The following is a 24937-nucleotide window of genomic DNA, read 5'->3' as shown; positions in this document are numbered from 1 at the left end:
TCTTCCTCTCGCTACCCCCGTAACGGGTGCCCTGATAAATGACGGCTTTCACCGGCCGAGCTGGTTGCTTACTGTGGTGAAGGGGAACGCGCCGGGGGGCTGGCTGGGGCGCTCTCGACGAAACTGTCTGCGTTCTGCAGGCTCCCGTCGGTTGAGCGCCCCCGCTCCTGGCCCCCGTGCCCCGCCTCGTGCCGCAGCGCCTCGCGGCGGCGGTTGTTGAGCACGCCGTGGCTTTCCTCGAGGTAGCAGGAACCGCAGAGCGATTCGTAGGTGACCTCCACACCGTCGATGGCGACCTGGTCGCCGTCGAAGACGAAGGCCCCGTCGACCTTGCGGCCGTTGAAGACGGCCTTGCGCCCGCACCGGCAGATGGTCTTGAGCTCCTCTAGGCTGTGCGCCACCTCGAGCAGCCGGCGGCTGCCCGGGAACGCGACGGTCTGGAAATCAGTGCGGATGCCGTACGCCAGCACCGGCACGTTCTCGATGATGGCGATGCGCAGCAGGTCGTCCACCTGCGGTTCGGTGAGGAACTGGGCCTCGTCGACGAGCAGGGCGCTCACGTCGAGGCCGGTGCCGGCGAGCACGGCGGCGCGGTGTTCCTGGAACGCGGTGTACGCATCCGTGTCGGGCGTGAGCAGGAAGTCGACCCCGCGGGTGACGCCCAGGCGAGAGAGGATTCCACGGTCACCCTTGGTATCGATGGAGGGTTTGGTAAGCAGGACGCGGTGGCCGCGCTCCTCATAGTTGTAGGCGGCCTGGAGCATCGAGGTGCTCTTGCCGCTGTTCATCGCCCCGTATCGGAAATACAGTTTCGCCATAACCGCCGGTACCGCCTTTATGCGTTGTCTTTCGTGGACTCACCCCGTTGGGGCATGACCGTTGAGGTTTCAGCGTACTTGGCGGGGCGTGTGGCGCGCGCGCACCCCTGCGGGGGTGGCAGGGGTGGCCGGCGCCTCGTCCGCCTGGTCGGCGGCGTGCGATGCCCGGACGCTGTCGAATTCGATCGTGAGTGAGGGGCGGCGCACGGTGACCCGCACGTTGTCGAAGACCACGCGGATGACTCCGAGGTAGGGCCGCAACACCGCGCGAACTCGGCGGGGAGGGAGGTCGAGCGCGGCCTGAATCGTCATCGTGTCGACCAGCGGCTGCAAGGCGTTGGCGGCGCCGGGTTTGGCGGCGCCGGCGATCTGCACGACGAGGCTGTGCGGGTCGAAGCCCGGTGCGGCGCAGAGGGCCCCGATCAGCGCGGCGGTCGCGGCACGTTGCTCGGCGCGGAAGGCGTTGGCGCGGTGGTCGGGGTCGGCGACCACGAGCAAGCCCGGGGTGCCCCGCTCGGTGAGGGCGGCGCGTTCCCGGGTCGCCACCGAGTCCAGCCAGGTGCGGTCGAACTCGGCAACGAGCGTGCGGCGCACGTCTGCGGCCAGCTGACCGGCGTGGGCGATGTCGACGGCAGAAACGCTGCGGCGCTCGAGCAGCTCGGTGAGGAAAGGGATGACGCCGGACCTCAGGGCCGCGATCTGTTGTTCCACCACGGCGCGGGCCATCTGGCCGCGCGCTTCTTCGGTGCGAGCCACGATGGCACGGCGGGCATCCTCTTGCCAGGCCAGGATGGAGCGCACGATCCGCCGCGAGTACGCCGCTCCGGCAGCGGCGGGCGCAAGAATCTGGGTGGCGGAAACGATCGCATACACCGCGATGGGGACGGTGATCTCGTAGTAAGGCTGCTGCGGAACGGTGATCACGATGGCCACGACACTGGCGGCGGCACCGGAGAGGGCGATCTCCCGCCAGGGCCGGTAGGGCGCCAGCGCGAGCAGCAGGAACCCGATGCAGACCGGCCCGAAGTCGTCTTGCACAAGCAGGTTGCCGCCCCACCGGCTGAACTGTTCGAGGAGGTAGCCGAGCAGCGCGAATCCGAGCATCGCCAGGTGCAGTCGACCGTCGAACGGGGCGTTGGCCGGCTGGGTGGCGAGCACCAGGATGCCGGCCGCGGCGGCCATCGCCAGTACCGCGAGGGTCGCCAAGAGGGGATTCTGGATCTGGCTCTGTTGCAGAACCGTGGCGATGACGGAGTAACAGAGCACGATCGCGGCGATGAGTGGCGCGAGGGGCCAGGCGGCGAGGGTGCCCAGCGGGTCGAGGCGTTGCTGGGTGGCGCGGCGCGGCGTCACGGGGTGGGCTCGATGGCTGGAACGGCGGGCGAGGTGGGAGCTTCGGGGCTGGCGGGCGGCGCGGGCAGAGTGAGCAACACCGAGGTGCCGGCGCCGGGCCGCGACCACACCTGCACGGAGCCGCCGAGCCGTTCGATGCGTTTGCGCACCGACTGGCGCAGCCCGAGCCGGTCGCTGCCGGTTTCGGCTTCCATGAAGCCGCGCCCCGCGTCCAGCACCATGACCGACACGTTCTGCTCGTCGGCATCGATGACGACCTCCGCGGTGACAATGCCGGCGTGCAGCAGCACGTTGACCAGGCATTGCTGAACGGCCAGGCCCAGTTCGCGGTCGCTCTGGGCGTCCAGGCGCGCCAGGGCTTCCTTGTCGCCGGTGATGTCGACGACCAGGCCGCGGTCCCGCATGCGGTCGATGGTGGCGAAGACGGAGCTGGAGAGCCATCCGTCACTGCCCGGCGACGTGGCGGTGCGTTCGTCGACATGGGTGAGCCAGTCGCGTTGTTCGAGAGTTTGCAGAGTCTCGCGCACGGCAGCCTCGAGCGCAGGGGTCATGGGGCCGGGTTTGGCGCGGGCCACCGACACCAGCTGGTTGAGGGTGGTGTCGTGCATGAGCGCCACCGCGCGCAGGTCGAAGTCGTGGCGCAGGCTTCGGGACTCGTCATCCTGCACCGCACGGTGAATCGCCGGCTGCGCGGTGCGCCCGGTGCGGCGGGCCAGCCCGTCGAGCAGCATCACCCCCACCAGGAAGAGGTAGGTGACGATGGTGAAGATGTCGGGGCGGTCAGGCACCGGAGTCTGTGACACGGCGAGCGTGGCTGACACCTCCGCCATCAGAAAGCCGACGGTGCTCCACAGCACCCCGACGAGCGCACCCGACCCGGCACCGCCGACCATGATGAGCGCCATCTTCGGCAGGGAGATAAGGAACATGTCCGATGCCGGGAACACGCCGGGCATGCCCAGCACGGCGCCAGTAAAGAGGTACGTGCAGACGGCGCCGATCACCAAGTAGGCGATCGTGAGCGGCACCGTGCGCCACTTGGCGAGGAGCGCCAGCAGACCTCCCATGCCCAGTATCGCGGCAACCGTGACCAGCAGCCGGTCGGTGGGCGGGAACACGCTCAGCGCGATCACCGAGAGCAGGGCGCCACCCAGGCAAATCAAGCCAAACCAGTGCGAGGCACGCGCGAGGGCACGGCTCAGCGTGGCCTGAACCAGGTGGCCGGGTAACCCTAGTGACATCGCGCCCTCTCCGCCTCTGATTATCTCAGGAGTGCACCGGAGTGGGCGGCGGCGCCCCCGACCTTGATCGACTTCGCCGAGATCCCATCCAGTGTGCACCTCCGCGGATGAACGCCTCGTTCGGCTCTTGCGCCATGCCGTTGAAAGCAGCGGTGCGCTTGCATCTTCCGCGACCAAACACGATGGACCCAGCCACCGGCTCGCTAACGGCTTGACATGTCTGCGGGATCAACGTCCACGGGAGTCGTTCATCTCACTTGCTTCAGTGTGGCAATGCAATCTGGGTCAATCTGTAACGGTTGTGCGAAAGGTGCCAAAAACCACTGGGGTAGGCTCTGGGCCATGGGAGCAGGCAAATCAGTGTTCGAGTGGACGCGCGGTGGGGGCATTGGCAGGCTGTTCGGCACCGAGCCGCCGGCAGAAGGCAGCACGCTTCCCCGCATGCTCGATGTGGAGCCAGCGTGGGCAATCATCGGTCCTGCCATCGTGGTCATCGCGGCCGGTATCGAGCTTGTCGCGCAGTCCGGATGGCTGTGGCTCGTCGTCGCAGTCGGGGTCGTGTATTCAGTCCAAGGAATCGTTAGCGCCAGGCAGTACTGGGGGAAGCGCTGATGCAGGGAATCATCAACAGGCTAGGCAATGACTTCCCCACGCTCGCTCTTCTCTTGCTGCTGGCAATCGTTGCGGCTTGGCTGGCCTGGCGGCACCCGAAAGTACTGCCGTCTGTCCTAGTAATTGTTGCGGGCTTACTCTCTGAGCCGAATGCCTGGGGCGCAGATTACTCGTCCTTTGCGGCACCGATCATGGTGGCGGCCGCTGTCTTGGCAGTCATCGCCGACAGCAAGGTCACCGTATTAAAGAGGCAGTTTGCTTCCTACCGCAGCACCATCGTGTGGGTGAGCCTTGCGCTGCTGTGGCTCGTTGTTGGTGACCTCGCATTTAATCTTGGTGTCGACGCTCAGGGGTACCTGAATCTCACCATCCGTACCGTGATCTTCCTCTTTGCCCTAGCTGTCGTTCTCACCGATCAGGAACGCCGAATAATGGTCGCTCGGCTCTTCGCGCTCGTGATCCTGCTAGTGGCTGGCTCCTACGCGGTGACGCTGGGCATTTGGCTCGTCGCAGGTTTCGGTACAAGCCAGGTAGGCGAGATCGTCGTCGGGTCATGGACACTCCCGCAGCCCGTCTACTTCCCCTTTACGATCACGGGTACGTCGAGCCTGCAGGTCTTCGGGTTCTCGGTTCCGCGCCTTAGTGGCATCGGCCGGGAGCCGGGCTGGATGGCGATGTACGCAGCGTTTGTGTTCTTCCTCCTGCCCAAGATCGGGTGGAAAAACTGGTCACTCCGGGCGCTCGTAGCTCTATGTCTTCTCGGCACCGTATCGACAGCAGGCTTTGGCGTATTCGCCGGAGTCCTGGCGCTCTACCTCTACGGGCTGAGCAAGCCAGCAACGCCGGCTGGAAAGATGCTCCGAGTGGTTTCATTCCTCTTCTTCGGCTCGGTCGCACTATGGGCAGCTGCGTTCACGCCTGTGTTGGGGTTCGCCGTGAAGGGCGACCTGAACGCAGTCTCACTAAACGAGCGAACGGCTGCAACTACTGCGGGTTTGCAGGCACTCTTGCTGGACCCGTTCACCGGCGGTCAGGGTGCTGAAGCCGTTGGTTCGGTCAACCTGATCGCATCAATCGCTACCCTCGGCCTACCGTTCGCGCTCTTCACTCTGTTCGCGCTGCTCATGCCGCTACGCACCCACCCGCGAAAGCTGGATCTGCTCATTCTCGCGAGCATCCCGATGCTGACTTTGCTGACTTCACAGCCGGCGCTTTACAGCACATGGGTTTACGCAATGGTGATGATCGCCTCTGCAGCCACGATGCCAGCGAGCGAGTGGGAGCCGGGTGGACCCAAGCTCGCCACTCGCCCGATCCAGCAGCGTGCGCAAATCCCGGCATTGGACTAGGGCAGCAGCGAGAACTTGTTGAAGAAGCGCGTCGCAGCGTCCGCCCAGACCGATGATCCGGTCACGCCCGCGTTGTCATAGGCGGTCGTCGGGTGGATGCCCCGGTCGGTAGAGCCGTTGTCCCGCACCATGGCTTTGCCACCGTCCGAGCGTGGCACGAACGCTTCGAGCGCCGCGATGTACCCCCACCCGAGAACAGCCGCCAGCTTTCGCAGCGCCGCCAGTCGTGAGAGGTGGTCTGCCCCGTTTGTGGCCGGGCTAAACCGTGGGTTCCGCGAGGTGACCACCACCCCCGCGGCGGGGAACTGCGCCCGGTTCTTCGTCACGAATGCCTCGTAGACGGCGAGGTAATCGGCAGGCGTGCGTGCGAGGTAGTTATGTCCGGAGTTGAACACAAGCAGGTCGAGTCCCGCGGGCACGGGTGACCACAGGGCGGCGATTCTCCCGTCGAGGTACTCGAACGTGGAGCCGGGGATCGAGCCGTTCCAGATCGTGAGCGTGCGCTGCACGAATCCCTCGACTGCCACGTTCACGTCCACGTTGAAGTCGGTGAGCCGGAACCCCGGACTGACGCTGAGCCACCCCGCATTCACGGATGCCGCTAGAGCAGTTGCATCGGCTGACGTAATGGCGGTGACAAGCGTTGTGCCGTTGATGACGGCGGTGACCACTGTGCCCTGCACGGAAAGCGAAGCAACCACCGTTTGCACGCCCGTCCCCGTGATTGGGTATGGCACGTCAAAGAGCGCGAGGGACGTATTGACGCCCGCAATGCGCTTGTAGACCTGCGCGACCCCGGTGCCCCCTCCGTTTGCGTTCGGAACGAATTGAACGTAGACGTAGTTGCTGGTGTCTAAGCACTTCGCGTAGATGCGGGTGTACTCACCGACGACGCGGGACATATCCAGCGTGCCGGTTGCGGTGACCGTCTGACCGCCTTGCTGCGACGATGTGCCAGCAAGCAGAGGTGCAGGGGTTCCGGTTACGTACCCGGCCGTGGCCCCGTCTGTCGTGATTACGCCGCTGGCAATTGTGCCGGCAGCCGTCCACGCGTTCCCTACCTCGGGGAGTGCGCCGACGAGCGTTGTGCGTGCGCCGTAGGAGAAGGTGTCGTGAAAAGCATTCACCAGCCCGGAGGGGGCAACGCCCGACTGCAAGGTGGTTACCGTGCCAGACCAGGCCGTGAGCCCGTCTGAGAAGCTGCGGGAAAGAATCTTGAGCGATGGGTAGCGCTGGCCCAGTTGAATCGCCCAGAGGGTAACCCACTCGCTGCCTTCGGGGTTCGTAGTGGGAATTCCGTTGCCGGTCGAATCGCCCAGCACGAATACCGAGCAGTCCGCTGCGTTCATGTCTAGCTTGGCGATCAGGTTCTGACCCTGGTCGAGGATCGGACGGTACTTGGCGGCAGCATCTGCGGCGGCTTCGTCAATTGCGAGGATGTCCATTAGACCGTTGCCCATCCCGAGACGCGGCCGGAGGCGTCCCGTGTGTAAGTGGTGACTTTGCCAACGCGTGTCTCGGTGGCGATGCGCCCCGCGGCGTCACGGGTGTAGGTGACGGTCACGCCGTTCTCTACCGCTGAGGCGATGCGCCCGGCTGCGTCACGGGTGAGCACTGCCGCCTGCACGATGGGAACAAACGTGGCGATTTGTACCAAACAAAGACGCGAGTCACTCCCGCAAAAGCGCAGGTACCGGCAAGTTGGGTCGATCGCGCCTAGTCTCGTGAGCGCCGAGGCCTCGTACGCTCCCCCACCCCACCATTTGACGTGCGCTCCATCCGGCGACGATCTGAAGGACGATCTGAAGTTTGCGCTCACGCCGTGCGCGTCACCCCACCACGCCATTCCAAGTTCCTGCTCGAAAAAGCAGTCAGCTGGCCACGACACCGTCGGCCAGACGCACTGTTCGATCAGCGGAGGACAGCACCAGTGGGTCGTGGGACACGCAGACCACCGCGACGCCACGCTCGGATTCGGCGCGCATGATCTCGCGGATCCGGTCGGCGCTATCGCTGTCCAGGCCCGTCGTGGGTTCGTCGAGCAGGAGGAGGTCGGCGCCGCTGGCGAGCCCTTGCGCGAGCAGCGTGCGTTGGCGTTGACCGCCGGAGAGGGTGGCGAAGGGGAGGTTGGCGAGGTCCTGAATCTGCAGGCGCTCCAGGGCATCATCGATGGCCATCCGGGCGCGGGCGTCCAGTCGACGCCATCGGCCGAGCCGTCCCCACGCCCCCACCGTCACCACGTCGCGAGCCGTCACCGGCAACCGGTCCGTCTCGGTGGTCCGTTGGGGCACGAGGGCGACGGTGCCCGTCACCGCGCGGGTTCCCGCTGTCGGCGGCCGGGTTCCGGCCAAGACCTCCAACAACGTGGTCTTGCCTGCCCCGTTGGGGCCCGCGAGCACGGTGAGCTCTCCCGGCAGCACGTCGAGGTCGATGCCCCGCAGGGCTGCCTGTCCGGCGAAGTCGACACCGAGCCCGCGGAGGCTGGCCACGGGGGCGGCGTGGGGGTCACGGGGTTGGCTCACCCGCACAGTCTACACAGTTGAGAACCGTTCTCATTTAGAGTACGGTCAAGCACCATGCCCTCCCCCACTGCTGCGCTTCTCGAGCCGTTCACGCTCGATTTCTTCCAGCGCGCCCTCGTCGGCGGCAGCCTCGTCGCGATCCTTTGTGGTGTCGTCGGCACGTGGGTGGTCATCCGCGGCATGGCCTTTCTCGGCGAGGCGCTCGCCCACGGGATGCTGCCCGGCGTGGCCCTGTCCACCCTTCTCGGAGTCCCCGTGCTGGTCGGCGGCGCACTGAGCGCCGTGGCGATGAGCCTCGGCATCGGGGTGCTGCAGCGCCGCGGCAAGTTGTCGTACGACACGAGCATCGGGATGCTGTTCGTCGCGATGCTCGCGCTCGGAGTCGTGATCATCTCCCACTCCGGCAGCTTCGCCACCGACGCCACCTCGATCCTGTTCGGCGACATCCTCGCCATCGCCTCGACCGACCTCGTCTTCTTGGCGATCGCCGCCGGGGTCGGCCTGTTCGTCGCCGCCGCCGCGCACCGCCCGCTCGTCGCCCTGGCGCTGGATGCTCGGGTCGCGGCAACCCTCGGCCTGGGCCCCCGATCGGCGCAGGCCGCCCTGGTGGGGTTGGTCTCCCTCGCCGTGGTCGCCTCCTATCAGGCCGTGGGCTCCCTCCTTGTCGTCGGCTTGTTGCTCGCCCCGGCGGTGGCTGCCGGACACTGGACCACCCGCATCCCCACCCGGATGGCGCTCGCCGCCGTTCTGGGCGTCGCCGCCGTACTCGTGGGCCTGCTCGTCTCGTGGTTCGCCGCCACGGCGGCGGGCGCCTCGGTCGCGGCGACCGCCATCGGGTTCGCCTGCCTGTCGTGGATGGTGCACTCGACCGTTACGGGTCTGCGGTCAGCCACCGCACGGCCGGCCGGCCCCCGATCGAGAACGAGGCTCACCGCAGCCCGATAACCCCCGCGACGCGCGGCACTCCGCGCGCGTCTCACAGCTGCCAACTCGCCCCACACCCTCCCTTGTCCCGAAAGGACTCCGTGCGCTCTCGCATCACCCCGCTCGCCCTCGCCGGCATCCTCACCCTCATCCTCGCGGCCTGCTCCGGCACGCCGGCAACGGCTCCCGGCACCGACACGGCGACCGCCCCCACCGGGGCGGGCCATGGTGCCGTCACGGGCGCCGTGGAACTCGCCGAACCTCGGCTCGGCCTCACGACCATTGACCAGACCGGCGCCGTCTCACACCTCGACCTGCTGGACGAGAGCGTGAGCGATCTCGGTACGGTCGGCGAGCCGACCGCGATGACCACTGACGGCCGGTACCTCTTTGCCCAGACGGCCTCCGGCGTCGAGATCATTGACAGCGGCGTCTGGACCTGGGACCACGTGGACCACTTCCACTACTACCGCGCAGACCCCCGACTCCTGGGCACGGTAACCGGAGCGGGAGCGGCCACGATCGCCACCACGAACCTGTCCACCACGGGCAGTACCGGGCTGTTCTTCGCCGAGTCCGGTGAGGCCGTCCTACTGAACACCGAGGCGCTGTCGAAGGGCGAGATCACCGAGAGATTCCGGCTCACCCTGGCTCCGGGCGCCGGCTTGGTCGTGCCCGTCGGCTCCTTCGCGCTCGTTGCCGACGGTGCCGCGGCATCCGTTGCCGGTTACACCGCGGACGGCACGCCGACCGGCTTGGACGAACCTTGCGTGGCGCCGGCGGGCACCATCACCACCCGGGTCCGCGCGGTGATCGGCTGCGCGGACGGCGCGCTGCTCGCCTCGGTGAAGGACGACGAGCTCACCGTCGAGAGGATCCCCTACCCGGCCGACGTGTCCGTGCCGGCAGCGACCGCGTTCCACAACCGCGAGGGCCGGCCGACTGTGGCCGCCCTGGCCGGCACCGAGGGCATCTGGCTGCTCGACACCCGCGCACGATCGTGGACGCTCCTGCCCGCTCCCGCCCCGCTCGTGCAGGTGACCGCCGTCGACGACGCCGACCAGCACCTCCTTGCCCTCACCGCTGACGGTCGCCTGCTCGTGTTGAACGGCGCGGATGGGTCAACGATCGCCGAGACTGCACCGCTCGTCGCGGATTCCCTGGCTGCCGGCGATACCCCGGTTCTTCTCGCCGACCAGCAACGCGCCTACCTCAGCGCGCCGACCGAACGACGGCTCTACGAGATCGACTTCGCCGACGGTGCCCGGCTGGCCCGCAGCTTCGATACGACAACCGAACCCGCCTTCGTGGCAGAGACGGGACGCTGACCATGAGACGCTCCCGCCGGGCGCTGATCGCGCTCGCCCTCACCTCGGCCGTCGTCCTGAGCGGATGCAGCCGCGCCGCCGACGATCGCCCGCTCGTCATCGTCTCCACCAACATCCTCGGCGACGTGGTGGGCGAGCTCGTCGGTGACCAGGCGGAGGTGGTGACGCTCATGAAGCCCAACGCCGATCCGCACTCGTTCGAGATCTCCGCTCAGGCGGCGGCCCGACTGCGCTCGGCCGACCTCGTCGTGTCGAACGGCCTGGGCCTGGAGGAAGGACTCCAGCAGCACCTGGACGCGGCCGACGCCGCCGGGGTGCGTGCGTTCGTCGCCGGCGACGTCATCGATGTGTTGGATTACCGGGCGGGCGACGCCGCCGGCCTGCCTGACTCCCATTTCTGGACCGATCCGGGTCGGATGCTCGACGTCGTCGACGCTCTCGAACCTCTCCTCGGCGCCATGACCGGCGTCGACCCAGCGGAGGTGACCGCGAACACCGGCGCCTACCGCGCCGAGCTGGAACGACTCGACGACGAGATGACGGAGGCGTTCGGCGGCATCCCGGCCGAGCGTCGCGCGCTCGTGACCAACCATCACGTGTTCGGCTACCTCGCCCAACGCTTCGACTTCGCCGTCGTCGGGGCCATCATTCCCGGCGGCACCACCCTGGCCGCGCCCTCGGCCTCCGACCTGGCCGACCTCGTCACCGCCGTCGAGGAGACGGGGGTGCCCACGATCTTCGCGGAGTCCTCCTCCCCGGATCGTCTCGTGCAGGCTCTCGCCAGCGAGGCCAACGTGCACGTTCGCGTTGTCGAGCTGTTCACCGAGTCCCTGACCGAGCCGGATGGCGGCGCCCCCGACTACCTCAGCATGATGCGCGTCAACACCGAGCGCATCACCACCGGGCTCTCCTCGTGAGCGCCCCATCCGCTCCACAGATCACAGCACCAACCACCCCATAGAAAAGGAACCACCCATGCGTACCCCATATCTCCGCCGAGTCGGCGCCACGGCGCTCACCCTCGGACTGGCCGCATCCCTCGCTGCCTGTTCCACCGGCACGACACCGGGCGACAGCACCTCCTCACCCGCCGCGGACGCCGGCGCCCGGGTCGCCGTCTCCTACCCCGGCGGCATCCTCGTGCTCGCAGGTGACACCCTCGAGCCCGTCGCAGACTTCGACGCCGAGGAATTCACCCGACTCAACCCCGCCGGCGACAGCAGGCACGTCATGGTGACGATGAGCGCCGGCTTCCAGGTGCTCGACACCGGAGCCGGCACGGCCGACGACGCCGCGCTCACCGACCGCATCTTCCCCGCCGACACCGCCGGTCACGTGGTGCGGCATGCGGGCAGGACCATCCTCTACGCCGACGGCACCAGTGATACCACGGTGTTCGACACCGCGGACCTCGCCACGACCGACGGCCTGCCCGAGGTCGAAACCATCCCCGGCGTCGAGGCGCACCACGGGGTGTCGGTCGTGCTCGAAGACGGCACCTTCCTCACCACTGTCGGCAACGCCGACGGCCGCAACGGCATCCAGGTGCGCGACGCCGACGGCGCGGTACTCGCCGAGAGCGACCAGTGCCCCGGCGTGCACGGCGAGGGCACGGCCGCCAACGAGGCTGTGGTGTTCGGATGCGAGAACGGTGCGCTGGTCGTGAAGGACGCCGTGATCACCAAGCTCGACGCCCGCGACCAGCCGTACGGCCGCATGGGCAACGCCTACGTGAGCGAAACCAGCCCGATCATCGTGGGCGACTACAAGAGCGACCCCGATGCTGAAGGCTACTTCCTGCACGCCGTCAACCTGATCGACACCGCGGCCCTGACCTCGGAGGTCGTCGACCTACCCGAGGGCGTCGAATACACCTTCCGCGGCGTCGCGCGCGGCCCGGATGACCTCGCGTACATCATCGGCTCGGACGGCGCGATCCACGTGCTCAACCCGGAGACCGGCGAGATCACCGACTCCTTCCCCGTCATTGACGCCTGGGCGAGCCCGGTCGAGTGGCAGGATGCCCACCCCGCGATCGTGGTCTCCGGCACCATCGCCTACGTCACCGAGCCGGCGGCGAACAGCATCCACGCGGTCGACCTGACCACCGGTGAGGTCGTGTCCACCGGCAAGCTCGACGTCACGCCCAACGAACTCGCGGTCGCCGCGGGTTAAGGGGCTGTTCCGGAGGGGCGCGGCCGATCGTTGGCCGCGCCCCTCTCGCGTGGGCGGGCGGGCGCCGGCGGCATCCGCTGCACCCCGTATGGCTGGATGCGCCAGGTATAGGGGGCGCATCCTGCCACAGGGGGTGCAGCGACGGGCGCTACGCGTTGGTGGCGTGCGGCCCCCGTCGGCGAAGGTACGGCCCGCCGATGACTCCGGCCAGACCGAGAAGCAGCATCCCGAGGCCGATTGCCGGCGTTGTCCCTGTCTCCGCGCCCGTAGCCGCCAGGGTGCCCGTAGCCGCTGGGGTGCCGCGCTGAACCGTGACATCGGAAACGATCGTCACGCCCAGATCGGCGTAGTTGAGGATGAGGTGGTGCTCACCGTTGGGAACCGCGGTCAGGTCGAAGTCGCCGGTCACCGCGCCGTTGTCCCACTGCACGGTGCCGAGGGCGACCGGCTCAGAACGCATGCTGCCAAGGATGCTGGAGCGGGACTCCTGCATCTTCTTCATGAAGTTGGTCATGACGTCGAAGGACTCGTTGCGCTTGTTGCTCAACGACTGCAGGCGGAGCATGTCCATTTGCTGGCTGTACGACGAAGAGTCAATGAGGCCCCTCAGCGTGGCGCTCAATGCCCGCCCTACCCCGCTCGCATCGGTGGGAGATGCAGTCAGGAACGGATCGGTCAGTAATCCGGCGGCGCGAACTGCCGCCGCAGCCTCAGCAAATCGGGTGGGGTTCGGACTGGCCAGGTAGCCGTTCACCCCCGCCAGGGCGTTGTTGAGACGCGATATGTCCGCATTTCTGGACTGGACTGTCTCGATTTGGGCTCGGAGCTGCGCTTCCAACAAATTGGCACGGTTCGACTGGACCACCATCATTGCCGATTCGAGGTCATAGGCGACAAGGGACACGTTGGTCACAGTGACGCCGGGCATGGCGCGGGTGGAATTGTTAATCAGGGTCTGCAGCTGCGGCTGGTCGGTGGTCTGCGGCTGTGTAGCCAGACCAAGCACCTGGCCGGCCTCGTTGGTGAGTCCGACGGTGTTGCCGCGGCCGGCTTGTGCGGTCGCTGCCAGCAGCTGGGCGAGCCGCGCCTCGGACACCGCGTTCAGGGCGGCGCTCAGTCCGGTTGTGCCGGGGAACACTGTGGTGCTTGCGCCGGGAGCCGGGGTGGGCGTCGGGGTGGTCGTCGGAGCCGGGGTCGGCGTCGGGGTGGGCGTCGGGGTGGCCGTCGGCGTGGTCGTCGGAACCGGGGTCGGCGTCGGCGTGGTCGTCGGAGCCGGGGTGGGCGTCGGGGTTTCCGTGGGCGCCGGGGTGGGGGTGTTCGTGGGCGTCGGGGTGGCGGTAGCCGTGGGCGACGGTGTCGGCGTATCCGTCGGGGGCGCCGTTGGCGCGGGCGTCCGGACTACGGAAAACTCACGCGACACGTCGAAAGTGGTGGCGCCGGCGGGGTCGACCGGCAGAGAGAACGCCGCATTTCCCCCATCCTGCACCGAGCTGAGTGTGTACATCGGCGGGGGTGTGAAGCTCAGCCGGTACTGCTCGCCGTCGACGGTCGGCACGGCGGGGCTACTGAAGGAGCCGTCGGCGGCCAGCGGGATCGTCTGCCGGATGGAGCCCCCGCGGCTGAGCACAGCGGAGCCACCTGTCAGATCCGACACCGCTTTGGTGCCATTCGTCGCGGTGATACGCCCGGACAGGTACCGGTAGGGGTGCTGGACATTGACGGACACCACGTCCGCGGTTGTGGCGCGGAACTCCGTCCGTGTCCCCCACAGTGCAACATCGTCCTCGTCGCCGGGCCATTGCGGGTCAGCGGAGTACTGCGACGAGGCGTCCGTATCCACGTCGAACGTGACGCGGCCGTCGGATCCCGTCGTGCCTGTGCCCGCTTTGGCACCGCTCGTCGCATTTCGCAGCGTCACGACGCTCCCGACCAGCGGAACGGGGACATCCTGGTCGACGATCATCACTTCGATCGTGACGCTGTTCATCGTCGCCCCCGAAGGGTCTGCTGCTGCGACGAGTGGCACGGCGGTGAGGCTCATGCCGGCTATGGCGAGCACGGCTCCGCTCAGACGGGTCCATCTAGCCACATGATTACGGGTCACCGTCGACATTAGGATCCATCTTTCAGCGCCGTGCCCAGCAGGCTGTCTCGTCGCCGACGCCAGTGCGATCGAGAGCCTATCGATCGACGTTGGTGCCCGCAACAAAAACTGCGATTCCCGTGGCGCCGCACCAGTTGGGTCGGGCGCCGAGCGGGGTGGGCGCCGCTGTGCGGCCAGCACACGACGGCCGGCGGAGGCTCAGAACAGCGTGGGCGTCAGGTCGAGGGGCAACTCGGCGGCGATGAGCGAGGGTGGCACCAATCCGGCGGGCTGTGGTCCACTCCCACTACCAGTCCCTCCTGGGCTCGTGGCCGATCCGGTGAGGGCCGTCGAGCGGATGCCGCCTGTTGCCGGGTCCTCGCGGCGCCGCTCGAGACCGTGCGCGCGCAACAGCGGGTGGATGCGTTCGGCCAGCCACTGACGGTACTCCTTGGGCGCGTAGGCGCCCCGCTTGTAAAGCTCGCGGTACCGGGGCATCAGCTCCGGGTGGTCCTCCTCGAGCCAGTGGAAGTACCACTCCTTGACACCAGGCTTGAGGTAGAGGGCGCTGTAGAGCACCCCGGTGGCGCCGGCGGCCTTGGCTTGCCGCATCGCCTCGTCCAGGTGGGCGCGGGTGTCGGTGAGGAACGGCAGGATCGGCATCATGAACACCGAGCAATCCATGCCCTTCTCGCGGATCGCGGTGACCGTGGCCAGCCGGGCCTTCGTGCTCGGGGTTCCCGGTTCAACGGCCTGCTGCAGCGCATCGTCGTAGATCGCGATCGACAACGCCAGGTCCACGGGCACCTGACGGCTGGCCTCAGCAAGCAGGTCGAGGTCGCGGCGCAGCAGGGTGCCCTTGGTGAGGATCGAGAACGGGGTGCCGGAGTCGGCGAGCGCCGCGATGATGCCCGGCATCAGCCGGTAGCGGCCCTCGGCGCGCTGGTACGGGTCGGTGTTGGTGCCGAGCGCCACCGGATGCTTGCCCCAGGTGGGCTTGGCGAGTTCCTTTCGCAGCACCTCGGCCACGTTCACCTTCACGATGATCTCGTTGTCGAAATCCTTGCCGGCGTCGAGGTCGAGGTAGTTGTGGGTGGGGCGAGCAAAGCAATTGTGACTGACGATGCCATTGGCGATGAAGTCTCCGGTGCCCGTGGTGATGTCGATCATGTCCATGGTGGCGCCGAGGTCTTCAATCGACACGATCTGAAGCTTGGCATCCGATTTGACGGCTCTGCCAGCGATGGAGAGCTTACGGTCGATGGCAGGGCCGCTCAGGTTAAAGAACTTCGACCGCATCGCCAGCCCACCGGTCACTCGAACGCAGCGGACACCATTCGGTCTCGCGTCCTCGAGCACGTGATCGATTCCCAGCACCTCCATGGACCTCTGAATGTTGGCGAGAATCGCATCGTCTTTGTTGCTGATGCGCAGAACTCCCTGCGAACACGATCCCTCGGCGTCGAACACGCCCGCAAGATACCCAGCATGCCAATCCACATCCGGCGACTCGGGCCACGCAATCAGTGTGGTGATCTGGGCGTAGTTCGCCGCCTTTCCCGAGTAGATCGAGTTGATCGCCCGCCGCGTTTCGGAGGCGGCTGAAAAGGGCCGCGTGAGCGTGTGGATGTCTTCCTGGTCGAGAAACAGGCGGGTGCGGTTGAGCGCTTCAGGATCGGCCAATGCGAGCCTGAACAGCCGCACCTTGCTACCGCCTCCCGTCCGACGCGGATAATCACGGGAGATCATCATGCCGTCGCCTCGTATCATCCCCGTCAGGTAACCCCGCCTATAACTGGGCGCAAAGTACTGGGGCTGAGTTGTCTCAGTGAGTCCATTGAGCCCGAAGCCCATCAACTTATTGTTCGTGGTGAGATACGGACGTTGCCCGTCGCCGCTCATCGAGCCGGTGACGAACTTCCAGCCTCGCTCGGTCAGAAAGCGGTGGTCGCCGCTCGCCACAATCTCCGTACCGTCGCCCAGAGTGATCCGGTGGCCCCGCTTGCGCGTGTTCCAAGCCGCAAGCACGGTGGTCTGCACGAAGCGACGATAAGACCCCTCCACTCGTGTGCCGATGATGGCCTCGCCGACTTTGACGTCCCACAGGGGCTTTTGCCGCCCGTCTGCCATCAGGATGAGGGTTTCAGGGCTCAGGCAATAGGTGCACGCATGGGAACAGCCCCGGTACGGGTTGATCGTCCAGCCGAAGGGCATCGCGCTCTGGCCGGGCACCCTGTTGAGGGCGGACTTGGCGAGCACCTCGTGGAAGGTGATGCCGTCGAACTCGGGCGTGCGCACGCTGCGCACCAGGTTGTTCAGCCGGGCGAGGCCGGGCAGGGCCCCGGCCTGCTCGGTCGTCAGTTCCTGTCCACTCCAGCGCATGCCACTAGTCGAACACACGTTCGATTCGGATGCAAGCGCAGGCGGACCGTTCATCCGCCCACGCCGTAAGGGGCGCGGTCATGGCATAACCTCCTGCAATCCTCGCGAAAACCAGCTCACACGGCCAGTTTCGGGCCATTTCAAGAAAGCTGCAGGAGTTATGCACAGTGTTTGCGCTGGGCCAGCTCGCCCCGTCGGGCTCGCGGCTAGGGGGTGGCCGGCTCGGGATCGAAGCCGAGCGGCTTGGTGCGGGGCATGTAGAAGGCCGCCGCCACGGTGGCTACCGCGGTGATCGCGAGGGCCACGAACACAGCGGATGACGCGGACGTGATGGCCGCGGGGCCGTGGTCGGTGTTGCCGGGCAGGGCGTAGATCGCGTTGGCGAGGGCGCCGAAGATCGCCACGCCCACGGCGCTGCCGATGGAGCGGGAGAACATATTTGTTCCGGTGACGACCCCGCGCTCGTCCCACTCGACGCTCGACTGGGCGGCGATCATCGACGGCGTGGCCACCAGACCCAGCCCGAGGCCGATCACGAAGCAGGAGACGGCCACGGTGACGACGGCCGGGGTGGCGGCCGTGAGCGCCAGGGTCACCGTGCCGAGCACGGTGATGGCCAGGCCGATCAGAACGGTGGCGCGGAAGCCGATCCGCAGGTAGAGCCGCCCGGACTGGGATGCCGAGATCGGCCAGCCGATGGTCAGGGCCGCGACGGCCAGACCGCCGAGGATGGGGGTGACGCCGAGCGAGCCCTCCAGGTAGGTGGGCACGAACGAGGTAAGTCCCAGCATGATGGCGCCGACGCCCAGCCCGATCAGGGAACTGGTCAGCACCACCCGCCGCGAGAACACCCACATCGGCAGCACTGGTTCGGCCGCCCGGCGTTCGGCGAACACGAAGGCGATCAGCAGCAGGGCCCCGGCGGAGAAGATGCCGATGCTCTGCAGTGAGCCCCACGCCCACGCCTGGCCGCCTTCGAGCACCGCCAGCAGCAGAGCGCTCAGCGCGAGCATCAGCAGCGTGGCGCCGAGGTAGTCCACCTTGTGCTTGCGGTGCTGGATGGTTTCGTGGAAGGTGCGCATGAGCATCCCGGCGGCCAGGAGACACAGAGGGATGTTGATGAAGAAGATCCAGCGCCACGACGAGAATTCGGCGAACACGCCGCCGAGGGTCGGCCCGACGACGGAGGACACCGCCCACACGCTGGCGAGGTAGCCCTGGGTCTTGGCGCGCTCGGCCACGGTGTAGATGTCACCGGCGATGGTGACCGACATCGGCAGGATGGCGCCGGCTCCGAGGCCCTGCACGGCCCGGAACGCGATCAGGGCGGGCATGCTCCAGGCGAATCCGCACAGGATCGAGCCGAGCAGGAAGATGCCGATGCCGAACAGGAGGATCGGCTTGCGACCGATGACATCGGAGAGCTTCGCGTAGACCGGCACCGACACGGCTTGGGCGAGCAGGTAGATGGAGAACAGCCACGGGAACTGTGAGAAGCCACCGATGTCCTTGACGATAGAAGGCACCGCCGTGGCGAGGATGGTCGACTCGATGGCGACGAGCCCGGTCGTCAGCATCAGGGCGATGAGGATGGGCCCGCGTTCGGACCGGAAGCCGACGTCCCGTCTATCCACGCTCATCGGTTGGACGTTGCCCGGGTGTCGTTTCTAGTGCTCACTGTGGACCCAAGCTTCGAGCTGGGCGAAGTATTCCGGCCACTCGCAGATCGAGCGCGTCGAGATCGGGTCGCGAGGTCTCGACAAGCTCGACCGACGTACCGGTCGCGGACGCTCGCCGGCGTGGCAGTCTCGACCACACGGTGATCGAGCTTGTCGAGATCGGGTCGCCAGGTCTCGACAGGCTCGACCGACGCACCGGTCGCGGACGCTCGCCGGCGTGGCAGTCGCGACCACACGGTGATCGAGCTTGTCGAGATCCCGTCGCGAGGTCTCGACAAGCTCGACCGACGCACCGGTCGCGGACGCTCGCCGGCGTGGCAGTCGCGACCACACGGTGATCGAGCTTGTCGAGATCCCGTCGCGAGGTCTCGGCAAGCTCGACCATCGGCTGGGTCGCGCCGACCGGCGCGGGCTACGCGGTGAGGTGCAGGGTCTTGGCGGTGGCGGCCAGGGATGCTGCCGCGGCCGCGGGGTCGTCGGAGAGCTTGGTGCCCAGGCTCGGGATCATCTCCCGCAGCTGCGGCTCCCAGCGGGAGTAGTCGCTGGGGAAGCAACGCTTGAGCAGGTCGACCATGATGGGCGCGGCCGTGGATGCGCCGGGCGACGCCCCGAGCAGGCCCGCGATGCTGCCGTCGGCGGAGGTGATGACCTCGGTGCCGAACTGCAGGATTCCGCCGAGCTTGGCATCCTTCTTCATCACCTGCACGCGCTGCCCGGCGGTGATGAGTTCCCAGTCCTTGGCCTGGGCCGTGGGCATGAACTCCCGCAGCGCCTCGAGCTTGGCCTTCCGGGAGGCGAAGACCTCACCGATCAGGTACTTCATCAGGCCGAAGTTGTTCTTGGCCACGGCGAGCATGGGCACGAGGTTGTGCGGGCGTACGGAGAAGGGCAAGTCGAACCAGGTGCTGCGCTTGAGGAACTTGGGGCTGAACCCGGCGAACGGGCCGAAGAGCAGCGAGGTCTCGCCATCCACGACCCGGGTGTCGAGGTGCGGCACCGACATCGGCGGCGCGCCCACGGCGGCCTTGCCGTAGACCTTCGCCTGGTGCTGCGCCACGATGGCGGGGTTGCTGGTGCGCAGGAACTGGCCGCTGATGGGGAACCCGCCGAAGCCCTTGATCTCGGGGATGCCGCTCTTCTGCAGCAGCGCGAGCGCTCCCCCGCCGGCGCCGACGAAGACGAACTTGGCGTCGACAGTGTTGGTGTACCGGCCCACGAGGCTGAGCAGTTTGAGCTTCCAGGAGCCGTCGTCCTGCTGCTTGAGGGTGGTGACCTGCTGGTTGAGGTGCACCTTCACGCCGCGCTTCTTGAGCGAGTCGAAGAGGTAGCGGGTGACCGCGCCGAAGTCCACGTCGGTGCCGGAGTCGATGCGGGTCGCGGCGATCTTCTGGGAGGGGTCGCGCTTCTTGGTCAGCAGCGGCGTCCACTGGCCGATGACGGCGGGGTCCTCGCTGTACTCCAGGCCGGCGAACAGCGGCTGGTCGGCGAGCGCGTCGCGGCGCTTGCGCAGGTAGTCCACGCTGGAGGAGCCGTGCACGAAGGTCATGTGCGGGGTGGAGTTGATGAACTTCTCGGGCTCGGGCAGCACGCCCGTCTCGACGAGGTGCGACCAGAGCTGGCGGCTGATCTGGAACTGCTCGTTGATCACCACGGCCTTCTCGGCGGTGACGGTGCCGTCGGCGGCCTGCGGCATGTAGTTGAGCTCGCAGAGCGCGGCGTGGCCGGTGCCGGCGTTGTTCCAGGGGTTGGAGCTCTCCTGGGCAAGCTCGCCAAGGCGCTCGTAGACCTGGATGTTCCAGTCGGGCTGCAGTTCGGCGAGCAGGGTGGCCAGGGTGGCACTCATGATGCCCCCGCCAATCAGGGCGACATCGACCTTTTCTGAATTCACGCTCTAACTCTAACCCGCCGGTTGGGCGGGTCAGCCGGAGCTCGCGGCAGGCTCGGGCTCCCCCAGCCGGTCCATACGTACGCCGGGGCTCACGTCGACGTATAGGGTTGCCAAATGGAATCCACCGGAAGCCGTCTCGGCCTCTCCTTGGGCATCATCGCCCTCGCCGCTCCGATCGTTGCGCTGGGCCTGTTCATCGGCACCTTCGCGATCACCGCCGTCGAGGCGGCGCGCAGCAATCCCCTCGCCGGTGCGACCTTCTATACCAACCCGGAGTCGACGGCGCGGGTGGCCGCCGCGGCCGCGGCGGAGGCCGACCCCGACTCCGCCGACACCTTTACTCTCGCCCGCCTGGCCGATCAGCCCGCCGCGACTTGGTTGGTGCCGGAACGGAACCCGATGGACACCGTGCGCTCCGACGTCGCCGGCATCGCGGATGCCGCCGCGGCCGCCGGTCAACTGCCCGTCTTCGTGATCTACGGCATCCCCGACCGCGACTGCGGCAACTTCTCGAGCGGCGGCCTCTCGGAGACCGACTACCCGATTTGGGTCGAGTCGATCGCCACGGCCCTCGACACCCGCGCGGCCGTCGTCATCCTCGAGCCGGATGCGCTCGCCCTCGCCCAGCAGTGCGGCAACGTGCCCCAGCGGGTGGCGCAGATCCAGCAGGGCGTCGCCGCCCTGCAGGGCACCCTCGCCACGGTGTACCTCGACGCGGGCCACTCCGACTGGCTCGACGCGGCCACCACCGCCAACCTGCTCAACCAGGCCGGCGTGCAGAACGTGCGCGGCTTCGCCACCAACGTCTCGAACTACAACGACTCGGCCGCCGAGCAGGCCTTCGGCGAGGCCGTGTCCGCGCTCACCAACGGCGCCCACTTCATTGTGGACACCTCCCGCAACGGCGTGGGCAGCAACGGCGAGTGGTGCAACCCCACCGGCCGCGCGCTCGGCGCGACCCCCGAAGCCACGACGGACGACGGACTGCGCGACGCCAACCTCTGGGTGAAGGAGCCCGGCGAGAGCGACGGCACCTGCAACAACGGTCCCGCCGCCGGCGAGTGGTGGCCGGAGCGGGCACTGGAGCTCGCCGCCGCCGCGGGCTGGTGACACCCAGGTAGGTGCTGATGGAGGCGCAGGGCGAGTAAGATCCTCAGGTATGTCATCGTCTGGAGAAACACGCAGGGTAGCGGTGATCATCGAGGATGACGCGGATATCCGCCATCTGCTCGAAGCGGTCCTCACCCAGGCTGGATTCGACGCCATCGCAACGAGCAACGGCCTCGACGGCGTGCGTGCCGTTCGCGCCTACGACCCCATTGTGACGACGCTCGATGTGAGCATGCCCGGCATGGACGGATTCGAAACCGCCAAGCGCATCCGGGCGTTCAGCTCGACGTACCTGGTGATGCTCACCGCCCGCGACGAAGAGATCGACACGCTGCAGGGCCTCGAGGCCGGCGCCGACGATTACCTCACCAAGCCGTTCCGTCCTCGCGAGCTGCGCGCTCGCATCGACGCCATGCTGCGCCGCCCCCGCCTGGCCGCAGCCCAGGCCACGGCCGACGAACCGGCGGATGCGCCGGCAGCGCCCGCCGCTCCGGTCGTTGTCCAGCAGGCTGCGCCCACCGAGGTCCCCTACACGCCCGCCTACGTGCCGCCGGCACCGGTGGCCGCTCCCCCGGCCCAGACCGTCCCGACGCTGGCCCCGGTGCCCGTGTCGGTGGAGTACGTGCCCGCCGCCGCGCCCACGATCACCACGCCGAGCGAGACCGCCGTGTCCGACGAGCGTGCCGACGACTGGATCGAGCACAACGGGCTGCGGTTGAGCAACGACATGCGCCTGGCGATGCTCGGCTCGGCCGAGCTGGACCTCACCCGTACCGAGTTCGACCTGCTCGCCGCACTGCTCGAGTCCAAGCGCCGGGTGCGCAGCAAGGCCGACCTCGCGCTGCTGCTGCGCGGCGAGAGCTACGTCACCTCGTACTACGTCAACGAGGCCGACAAGCGGGCCGTCGAGGCGCACCTGAGCAACCTGCGCCGCAAGCTCGGGGACAGCCTCACCGCGCCGCGCTGGCTGGAGACCGTGCGCGGGGTGGGCTACCGGCTCGCCGCCTCAGACGAGGCCGGACGCGAGGCGTACTAGCGCGGGTTCACGCGATGGCTCGCGGGGTCTCGACAGGCTCGACCGACGTACTGGGCGCGACCCATAAGACGGTCGCAACCCACACGCTGGTTGAGCTTGTCGAAACCACGATGACATCCGTGCAGAGGCCGGGTCGCGGGGTCTCGACAGGCTCGACCGACGTACTGGGCGCGACCCATAAGACGATCGCAACCCACACGCTGGTTGAGCTTGTCGAAACCACGACGACATCCGCTCGCAGGCCGGGTCACCGGGTCTCGACAGGCTCGACCGACGTACTGGGCGCCACCCATAAGACGATCGCAACCCACACGCTGGTTGAGCTTGTCGAAACCACGATGACATCCGTGCAGAGGCCGGGTCGCGGGGTCTCGACAGGCTCGACCGACGTACTGGGCGCGACCCACTAGACGGTCGCAACCGCACGCTGGTTGAGCTTGTCGAAACCACGACGACACAAGCACACAGGCCGGGTCACCGGGTCTCGACAGGCTCGACCGACGTACTGGGCGCGACCCACTAGACGGTCGCAACCACACGCTGGTTGAGCTTGTCGAAACCACGACGACACAAGCACACAGGCCGGGTCACCGGGTCTCGACAAGCTCGACCGACGGGGTGGGCGACCGACGTAGTTTTGCTAGCGCTGCAGGGCGAACATCGTGGCGAGGTCGTGGCAAGCCTGCTCGCCCACCTCGTTGAGCCGGTCGATGTGCCGCGCCGAGCCGGCGAGGTCGCCGTCGCGAAGGGCGTCGTGCATCATCGCGGCGGTGGCTTCCACTGTCACGGCGCCCACCATGGTGCTGCTCGAGCGGATGCTCAGCAGCACGACGTGAGCCTCCTCGGCATCCGGGAAGGACAGGGCCGTGGCGAGGCGCTGCGAGCGACTACGCCACAGGTGCACGAAGTCGTGCACGAAACGGCGCTGCATCTCCCGGTCCCCGCCCATCTGGGTGAGCAGAGCCCGTAACGCCGTGGCTTCGATGTGGGCACTCACGCCTTGTAGCCGTGGTGGCGCTTGATCAGGGTGAAGAACATCGTGAGGGTCTGCAGCACGGTGGTGACACCGAGGATCGGCCAGCCGATCCAGAGGATGGTCGACTGGATGACGACGGGCAGCTGCAGCCAGATGAACACCATCGCGGCGGCGGCAGCGACGCCGACGAGCAGCGGCACGAGGTAGGCGTTACCGGAGCCGCGCTCGGCCTTGGCCTGCTCTGCCCAGTTGTCGACCTGCTTGTTGCTGGCGAACTTGGTCCAGGCGCGCACGAAGTGGCCGATACGCACCCACATGTAGATCTCCGCGGGCAAGAAGGCGATGGCGAAGAAGATGTCCTTGCCGTTGCGATTCTTCATCGACATCGCCGTACGAAGGTTGAGCAGCAGCGCCACGGCCGGCGGGATCAACCAGATCGGGCTGAACACGAACGCGCCGATCGACAGGGAGGCGAACAGCAAGACGAAGAACATCACCCGGGTGAGCACGTTGACCACCATCGAGAAGTTCTCGATCCAGCGCAGCCGGAGGTTGGGGTGGAAGGGCTGGCCCTTCGTGTCGCCGCGCTGACCGGGCCACATGAGTTCGATGGCGCCGAAGTTCCACTTGACCTGCTGGGCATCCAGGCCGCGCAGGGTGGTCATGCCGCCCACGTTGGCGCGGGCCTGGGCGCTGATCTTGGTGAGGTAGCCGGCGCTCTTGATCTGCAGGGAGAGCAGGGAGTCTTCCACCTCGCTGTCCTTCACCCACGGGGTGGCCTGGTGACTATCCACCATCACCTCGCGCAGCGCCTTGGTGGAGAAGATCGAGAACTGGCCGCCGAGCACGGCCATGTTGCGGCCGCGCAGCATGTTCTGCATGTTGAAGGCAGCGAACTGGGCGCGCTGGCCGGCGATGAGGAAGCTCGGCACGATGCCCTTGATGATGGTGTCGTCGATGCTGTAGATCGCCGAGATACCGCCGACGCGGGTGTCCGACGCGATCTCGGCCTCGAGCTGCTCCACGGCGTTCGTTGCCGCGGTGGTGTCGCCGTCGACGCCGAGCAGGAAGTCACAGCCTTCGATGAGCGAGTAGCCGTAGTTGAGGGCGCCGACCTTCTTGTCGGGGTTCTCGCCGATGTCGTGCACGAACACCTCGGTGAACTGCATGACGCCGTCCGTGACGACCTCGTGCGGGCCGGCGTACTGGCTGGCGATCTTGACGGTGTCGTCGGTGGTGTTGTTCACCACCACGTGGATCACGTCGGGCAGTCGGGTCTGAGCGAGCAGGGAGTCAAGCACGAGGCCGATGGTTTCGGCTTCGTTGTACGCCGGCACGATGCATCCGATGGTGGGGCGGAAGGCGGGCAGGCCCTCGACCATCTCGTTGAATTCGTTGGCGTAGGCAGCGAGCACCGGGTCGACGGGCGCGGGCTTGGCGTAGCGGTTTCTCTCGTTCACA

At 67.3% G+C, this 24937-nt stretch carries 19 protein-coding genes; 8 read left to right on the top strand and 11 right to left on the bottom strand.

Going from position 1 to position 24937, the window contains the following annotated elements; translation table 11 throughout:
- Positions 1–68: 68 nt before the first annotated feature.
- The 3 genes from PA27867_RS02420 to PA27867_RS02410 all read right to left on the bottom strand — a co-directional run bounded on the left by PA27867_RS02420 (position 69) and on the right by PA27867_RS02410 (position 3412).
- A complete protein-coding gene (locus tag PA27867_RS02420; RefSeq protein ID WP_084020572.1) occupies positions 69–818 on the bottom strand; it encodes a thymidine kinase in 750 nt (249 codons plus the stop codon).
- 69 nt (positions 819–887) lie between these two features.
- On the bottom strand, positions 888–2171 hold the full coding sequence (locus PA27867_RS02415) for a hypothetical protein (RefSeq protein WP_066592710.1): 1284 nt from the start codon (positions 2169–2171) through the stop codon (positions 888–890).
- Positions 2168–3412 carry a sensor histidine kinase gene (locus PA27867_RS02410; RefSeq protein WP_066592706.1) on the bottom strand — a complete coding sequence of 415 codons (1245 nt, stop codon included), beginning with the start codon at positions 3410–3412 and terminating at the stop codon, positions 2168–2170. Before PA27867_RS02410 ends, PA27867_RS02415 begins: the two co-directional genes overlap by 4 nt.
- A 342-nt stretch (positions 3413–3754) precedes the next feature.
- Between PA27867_RS02410 and PA27867_RS02405 the strand changes: the two genes are divergently transcribed.
- Together PA27867_RS02405 and PA27867_RS02400 are read left to right on the top strand one after the other, a co-directional pair.
- Positions 3755–4024: a hypothetical protein gene (locus tag PA27867_RS02405; RefSeq protein WP_157109086.1), complete on the top strand. Its 270-nt coding sequence runs from the start codon at positions 3755–3757 to the stop codon at positions 4022–4024.
- A complete protein-coding gene (locus tag PA27867_RS02400; protein ID WP_066592700.1) occupies positions 4024–5373 on the top strand; it encodes a hypothetical protein in 1350 nt (449 codons plus the stop codon). The genes PA27867_RS02405 and PA27867_RS02400 overlap by 1 nt, the downstream gene beginning before the upstream one ends.
- Here PA27867_RS02400 and PA27867_RS02395 read toward each other — a convergent pair.
- Together PA27867_RS02395 and aztA are read right to left on the bottom strand one after the other, a co-directional pair.
- The gene (locus PA27867_RS02395; RefSeq protein WP_066592698.1) at positions 5370–6818 is read right to left on the bottom strand and encodes an SGNH/GDSL hydrolase family protein; all 1449 of its coding nucleotides are present in this window, start codon (positions 6816–6818) and stop codon (positions 5370–5372) included. The two genes, PA27867_RS02400 and PA27867_RS02395, sit on opposite strands and share 4 nt — an antisense overlap.
- Before the next feature lie 426 nt (positions 6819–7244).
- Positions 7245–7895, bottom strand: coding sequence for a zinc ABC transporter ATP-binding protein AztA (aztA, locus tag PA27867_RS02390; RefSeq protein ID WP_066592696.1), 651 nt, complete (start codon positions 7893–7895; stop codon positions 7245–7247).
- 54 nt (positions 7896–7949) lie between these two features.
- On the opposite strand from aztA, the gene aztB reads away from it, so the two are divergent.
- From aztB to aztD, 4 genes are all read left to right on the top strand, one after another.
- On the top strand, positions 7950–8840 hold the full coding sequence (gene aztB / locus PA27867_RS02385) for a zinc ABC transporter permease AztB (RefSeq protein ID WP_066592692.1): 891 nt from the start codon (positions 7950–7952) through the stop codon (positions 8838–8840).
- Between the two features lie 80 nt (positions 8841–8920).
- Positions 8921–10147, top strand: a complete 1227-nt coding sequence (locus tag PA27867_RS02380) for an ABC transporter (RefSeq protein WP_084020570.1) — start codon at positions 8921–8923, stop codon at positions 10145–10147.
- A gap of 2 nt (positions 10148–10149) precedes the next feature.
- Positions 10150–11064: a zinc ABC transporter substrate-binding protein AztC gene (gene aztC / locus PA27867_RS02375; RefSeq protein ID WP_066592686.1), complete on the top strand. Its 915-nt coding sequence runs from the start codon at positions 10150–10152 to the stop codon at positions 11062–11064.
- 58 nt (positions 11065–11122) lie between these two features.
- Positions 11123–12322: a zinc metallochaperone AztD gene (gene aztD, locus PA27867_RS02370; RefSeq protein WP_066592684.1), complete on the top strand. Its 1200-nt coding sequence runs from the start codon at positions 11123–11125 to the stop codon at positions 12320–12322.
- Positions 12323–12470: 148 nt separating this feature from the next.
- Here the strand turns inward: aztD and PA27867_RS21035 are convergent, their stop codons facing one another.
- From PA27867_RS21035 to PA27867_RS02350, 4 genes are all read right to left on the bottom strand, one after another.
- Entirely contained in the window at positions 12471–14528 is a 2058-nt protein-coding gene (locus tag PA27867_RS21035) for a hypothetical protein (protein ID WP_208857290.1), read from the bottom strand.
- 96 nt (positions 14529–14624) lie between these two features.
- Positions 14625–16787: an intein-containing Rv2578c family radical SAM protein gene (locus tag PA27867_RS21030; protein ID WP_066592681.1), complete on the bottom strand. Its 2163-nt coding sequence runs from the start codon at positions 16785–16787 to the stop codon at positions 14625–14627.
- 206 nt (positions 16788–16993) lie between these two features.
- Complete coding sequence (locus tag PA27867_RS02355; protein WP_066592679.1) at positions 16994–18427, bottom strand: MDR family MFS transporter; 1434 nt, start codon at positions 18425–18427, stop codon at positions 16994–16996.
- A 451-nt stretch (positions 18428–18878) separates the two neighbouring features.
- Positions 18879–20354, bottom strand: a complete 1476-nt coding sequence (locus PA27867_RS02350) for a malate:quinone oxidoreductase (protein ID WP_084020569.1) — start codon at positions 20352–20354, stop codon at positions 18879–18881.
- 114 nt (positions 20355–20468) lie between these two features.
- Between PA27867_RS02350 and PA27867_RS02345 the strand changes: the two genes are divergently transcribed.
- Both PA27867_RS02345 and PA27867_RS02340 read left to right on the top strand, forming a co-directional pair.
- Entirely contained in the window at positions 20469–21464 is a 996-nt protein-coding gene (locus PA27867_RS02345) for a glycoside hydrolase family 6 protein (protein WP_066592674.1), read from the top strand.
- Between the two features lie 82 nt (positions 21465–21546).
- Positions 21547–22500, top strand: coding sequence for a response regulator transcription factor (locus tag PA27867_RS02340; protein WP_335582778.1), 954 nt, complete (start codon positions 21547–21549; stop codon positions 22498–22500).
- A 640-nt stretch (positions 22501–23140) separates the two neighbouring features.
- On the opposite strand, the gene PA27867_RS02330 is transcribed toward PA27867_RS02340, so the two are convergent.
- Positions 23141–23497 (bottom strand): hypothetical protein, encoded by a 357-nt coding sequence (locus tag PA27867_RS02330; RefSeq protein ID WP_066592664.1) that lies wholly within the window; start codon positions 23495–23497, stop codon positions 23141–23143.
- On the bottom strand, positions 23494–24936 hold the full coding sequence (locus tag PA27867_RS02325; protein WP_066592660.1) for a glycosyltransferase family 2 protein: 1443 nt from the start codon (positions 24934–24936) through the stop codon (positions 23494–23496). The genes PA27867_RS02330 and PA27867_RS02325 overlap by 4 nt, the downstream gene beginning before the upstream one ends.
- Position 24937: the final 1 nt, after the last annotated feature.

The sequence above is a fragment of the Cryobacterium arcticum genome (assembly GCF_001679725.1).
In the GTDB taxonomy this organism is placed as follows: Bacteria; Actinomycetota; Actinomycetes; order Actinomycetales; family Microbacteriaceae; genus Cryobacterium; species Cryobacterium arcticum_A.
Note: the sequence above shows the minus strand (reverse complement) of the source record. Positions and strands in the feature narration are given on the sequence as shown.

Coding starts and splice junctions, on each gene's coding strand:
- PA27867_RS02420 (WP_084020572.1), bottom strand. CDS start 818: ATGGCGAAACTGTATTTCCGATACGGGGCGATGAACAGCGGCAAGAGC.
- PA27867_RS02410 (WP_066592706.1), bottom strand. CDS start 3,412: ATGTCACTAGGGTTACCCGGCCACCTGGTTCAGGCCACGCTGAGCCGT.
- PA27867_RS02405 (WP_157109086.1), top strand. CDS start 3,755: ATGGGAGCAGGCAAATCAGTGTTCGAGTGGACGCGCGGTGGGGGCATT.
- PA27867_RS02400 (WP_066592700.1), top strand. CDS start 4,024: ATGCAGGGAATCATCAACAGGCTAGGCAATGACTTCCCCACGCTCGCT.
- PA27867_RS02395 (WP_066592698.1), bottom strand. CDS start 6,818: ATGGACATCCTCGCAATTGACGAAGCCGCCGCAGATGCTGCCGCCAAG.
- aztB (WP_066592692.1), top strand. CDS start 7,950: ATGCCCTCCCCCACTGCTGCGCTTCTCGAGCCGTTCACGCTCGATTTC.
- aztC (WP_066592686.1), top strand. CDS start 10,150: ATGAGACGCTCCCGCCGGGCGCTGATCGCGCTCGCCCTCACCTCGGCC.
- aztD (WP_066592684.1), top strand. CDS start 11,123: ATGCGTACCCCATATCTCCGCCGAGTCGGCGCCACGGCGCTCACCCTC.
- PA27867_RS21030 (WP_066592681.1), bottom strand. CDS start 16,787: ATGCGCTGGAGTGGACAGGAACTGACGACCGAGCAGGCCGGGGCCCTG.
- PA27867_RS02355 (WP_066592679.1), bottom strand. CDS start 18,427: ATGAGCGTGGATAGACGGGACGTCGGCTTCCGGTCCGAACGCGGGCCC.
- PA27867_RS02345 (WP_066592674.1), top strand. CDS start 20,469: ATGGAATCCACCGGAAGCCGTCTCGGCCTCTCCTTGGGCATCATCGCC.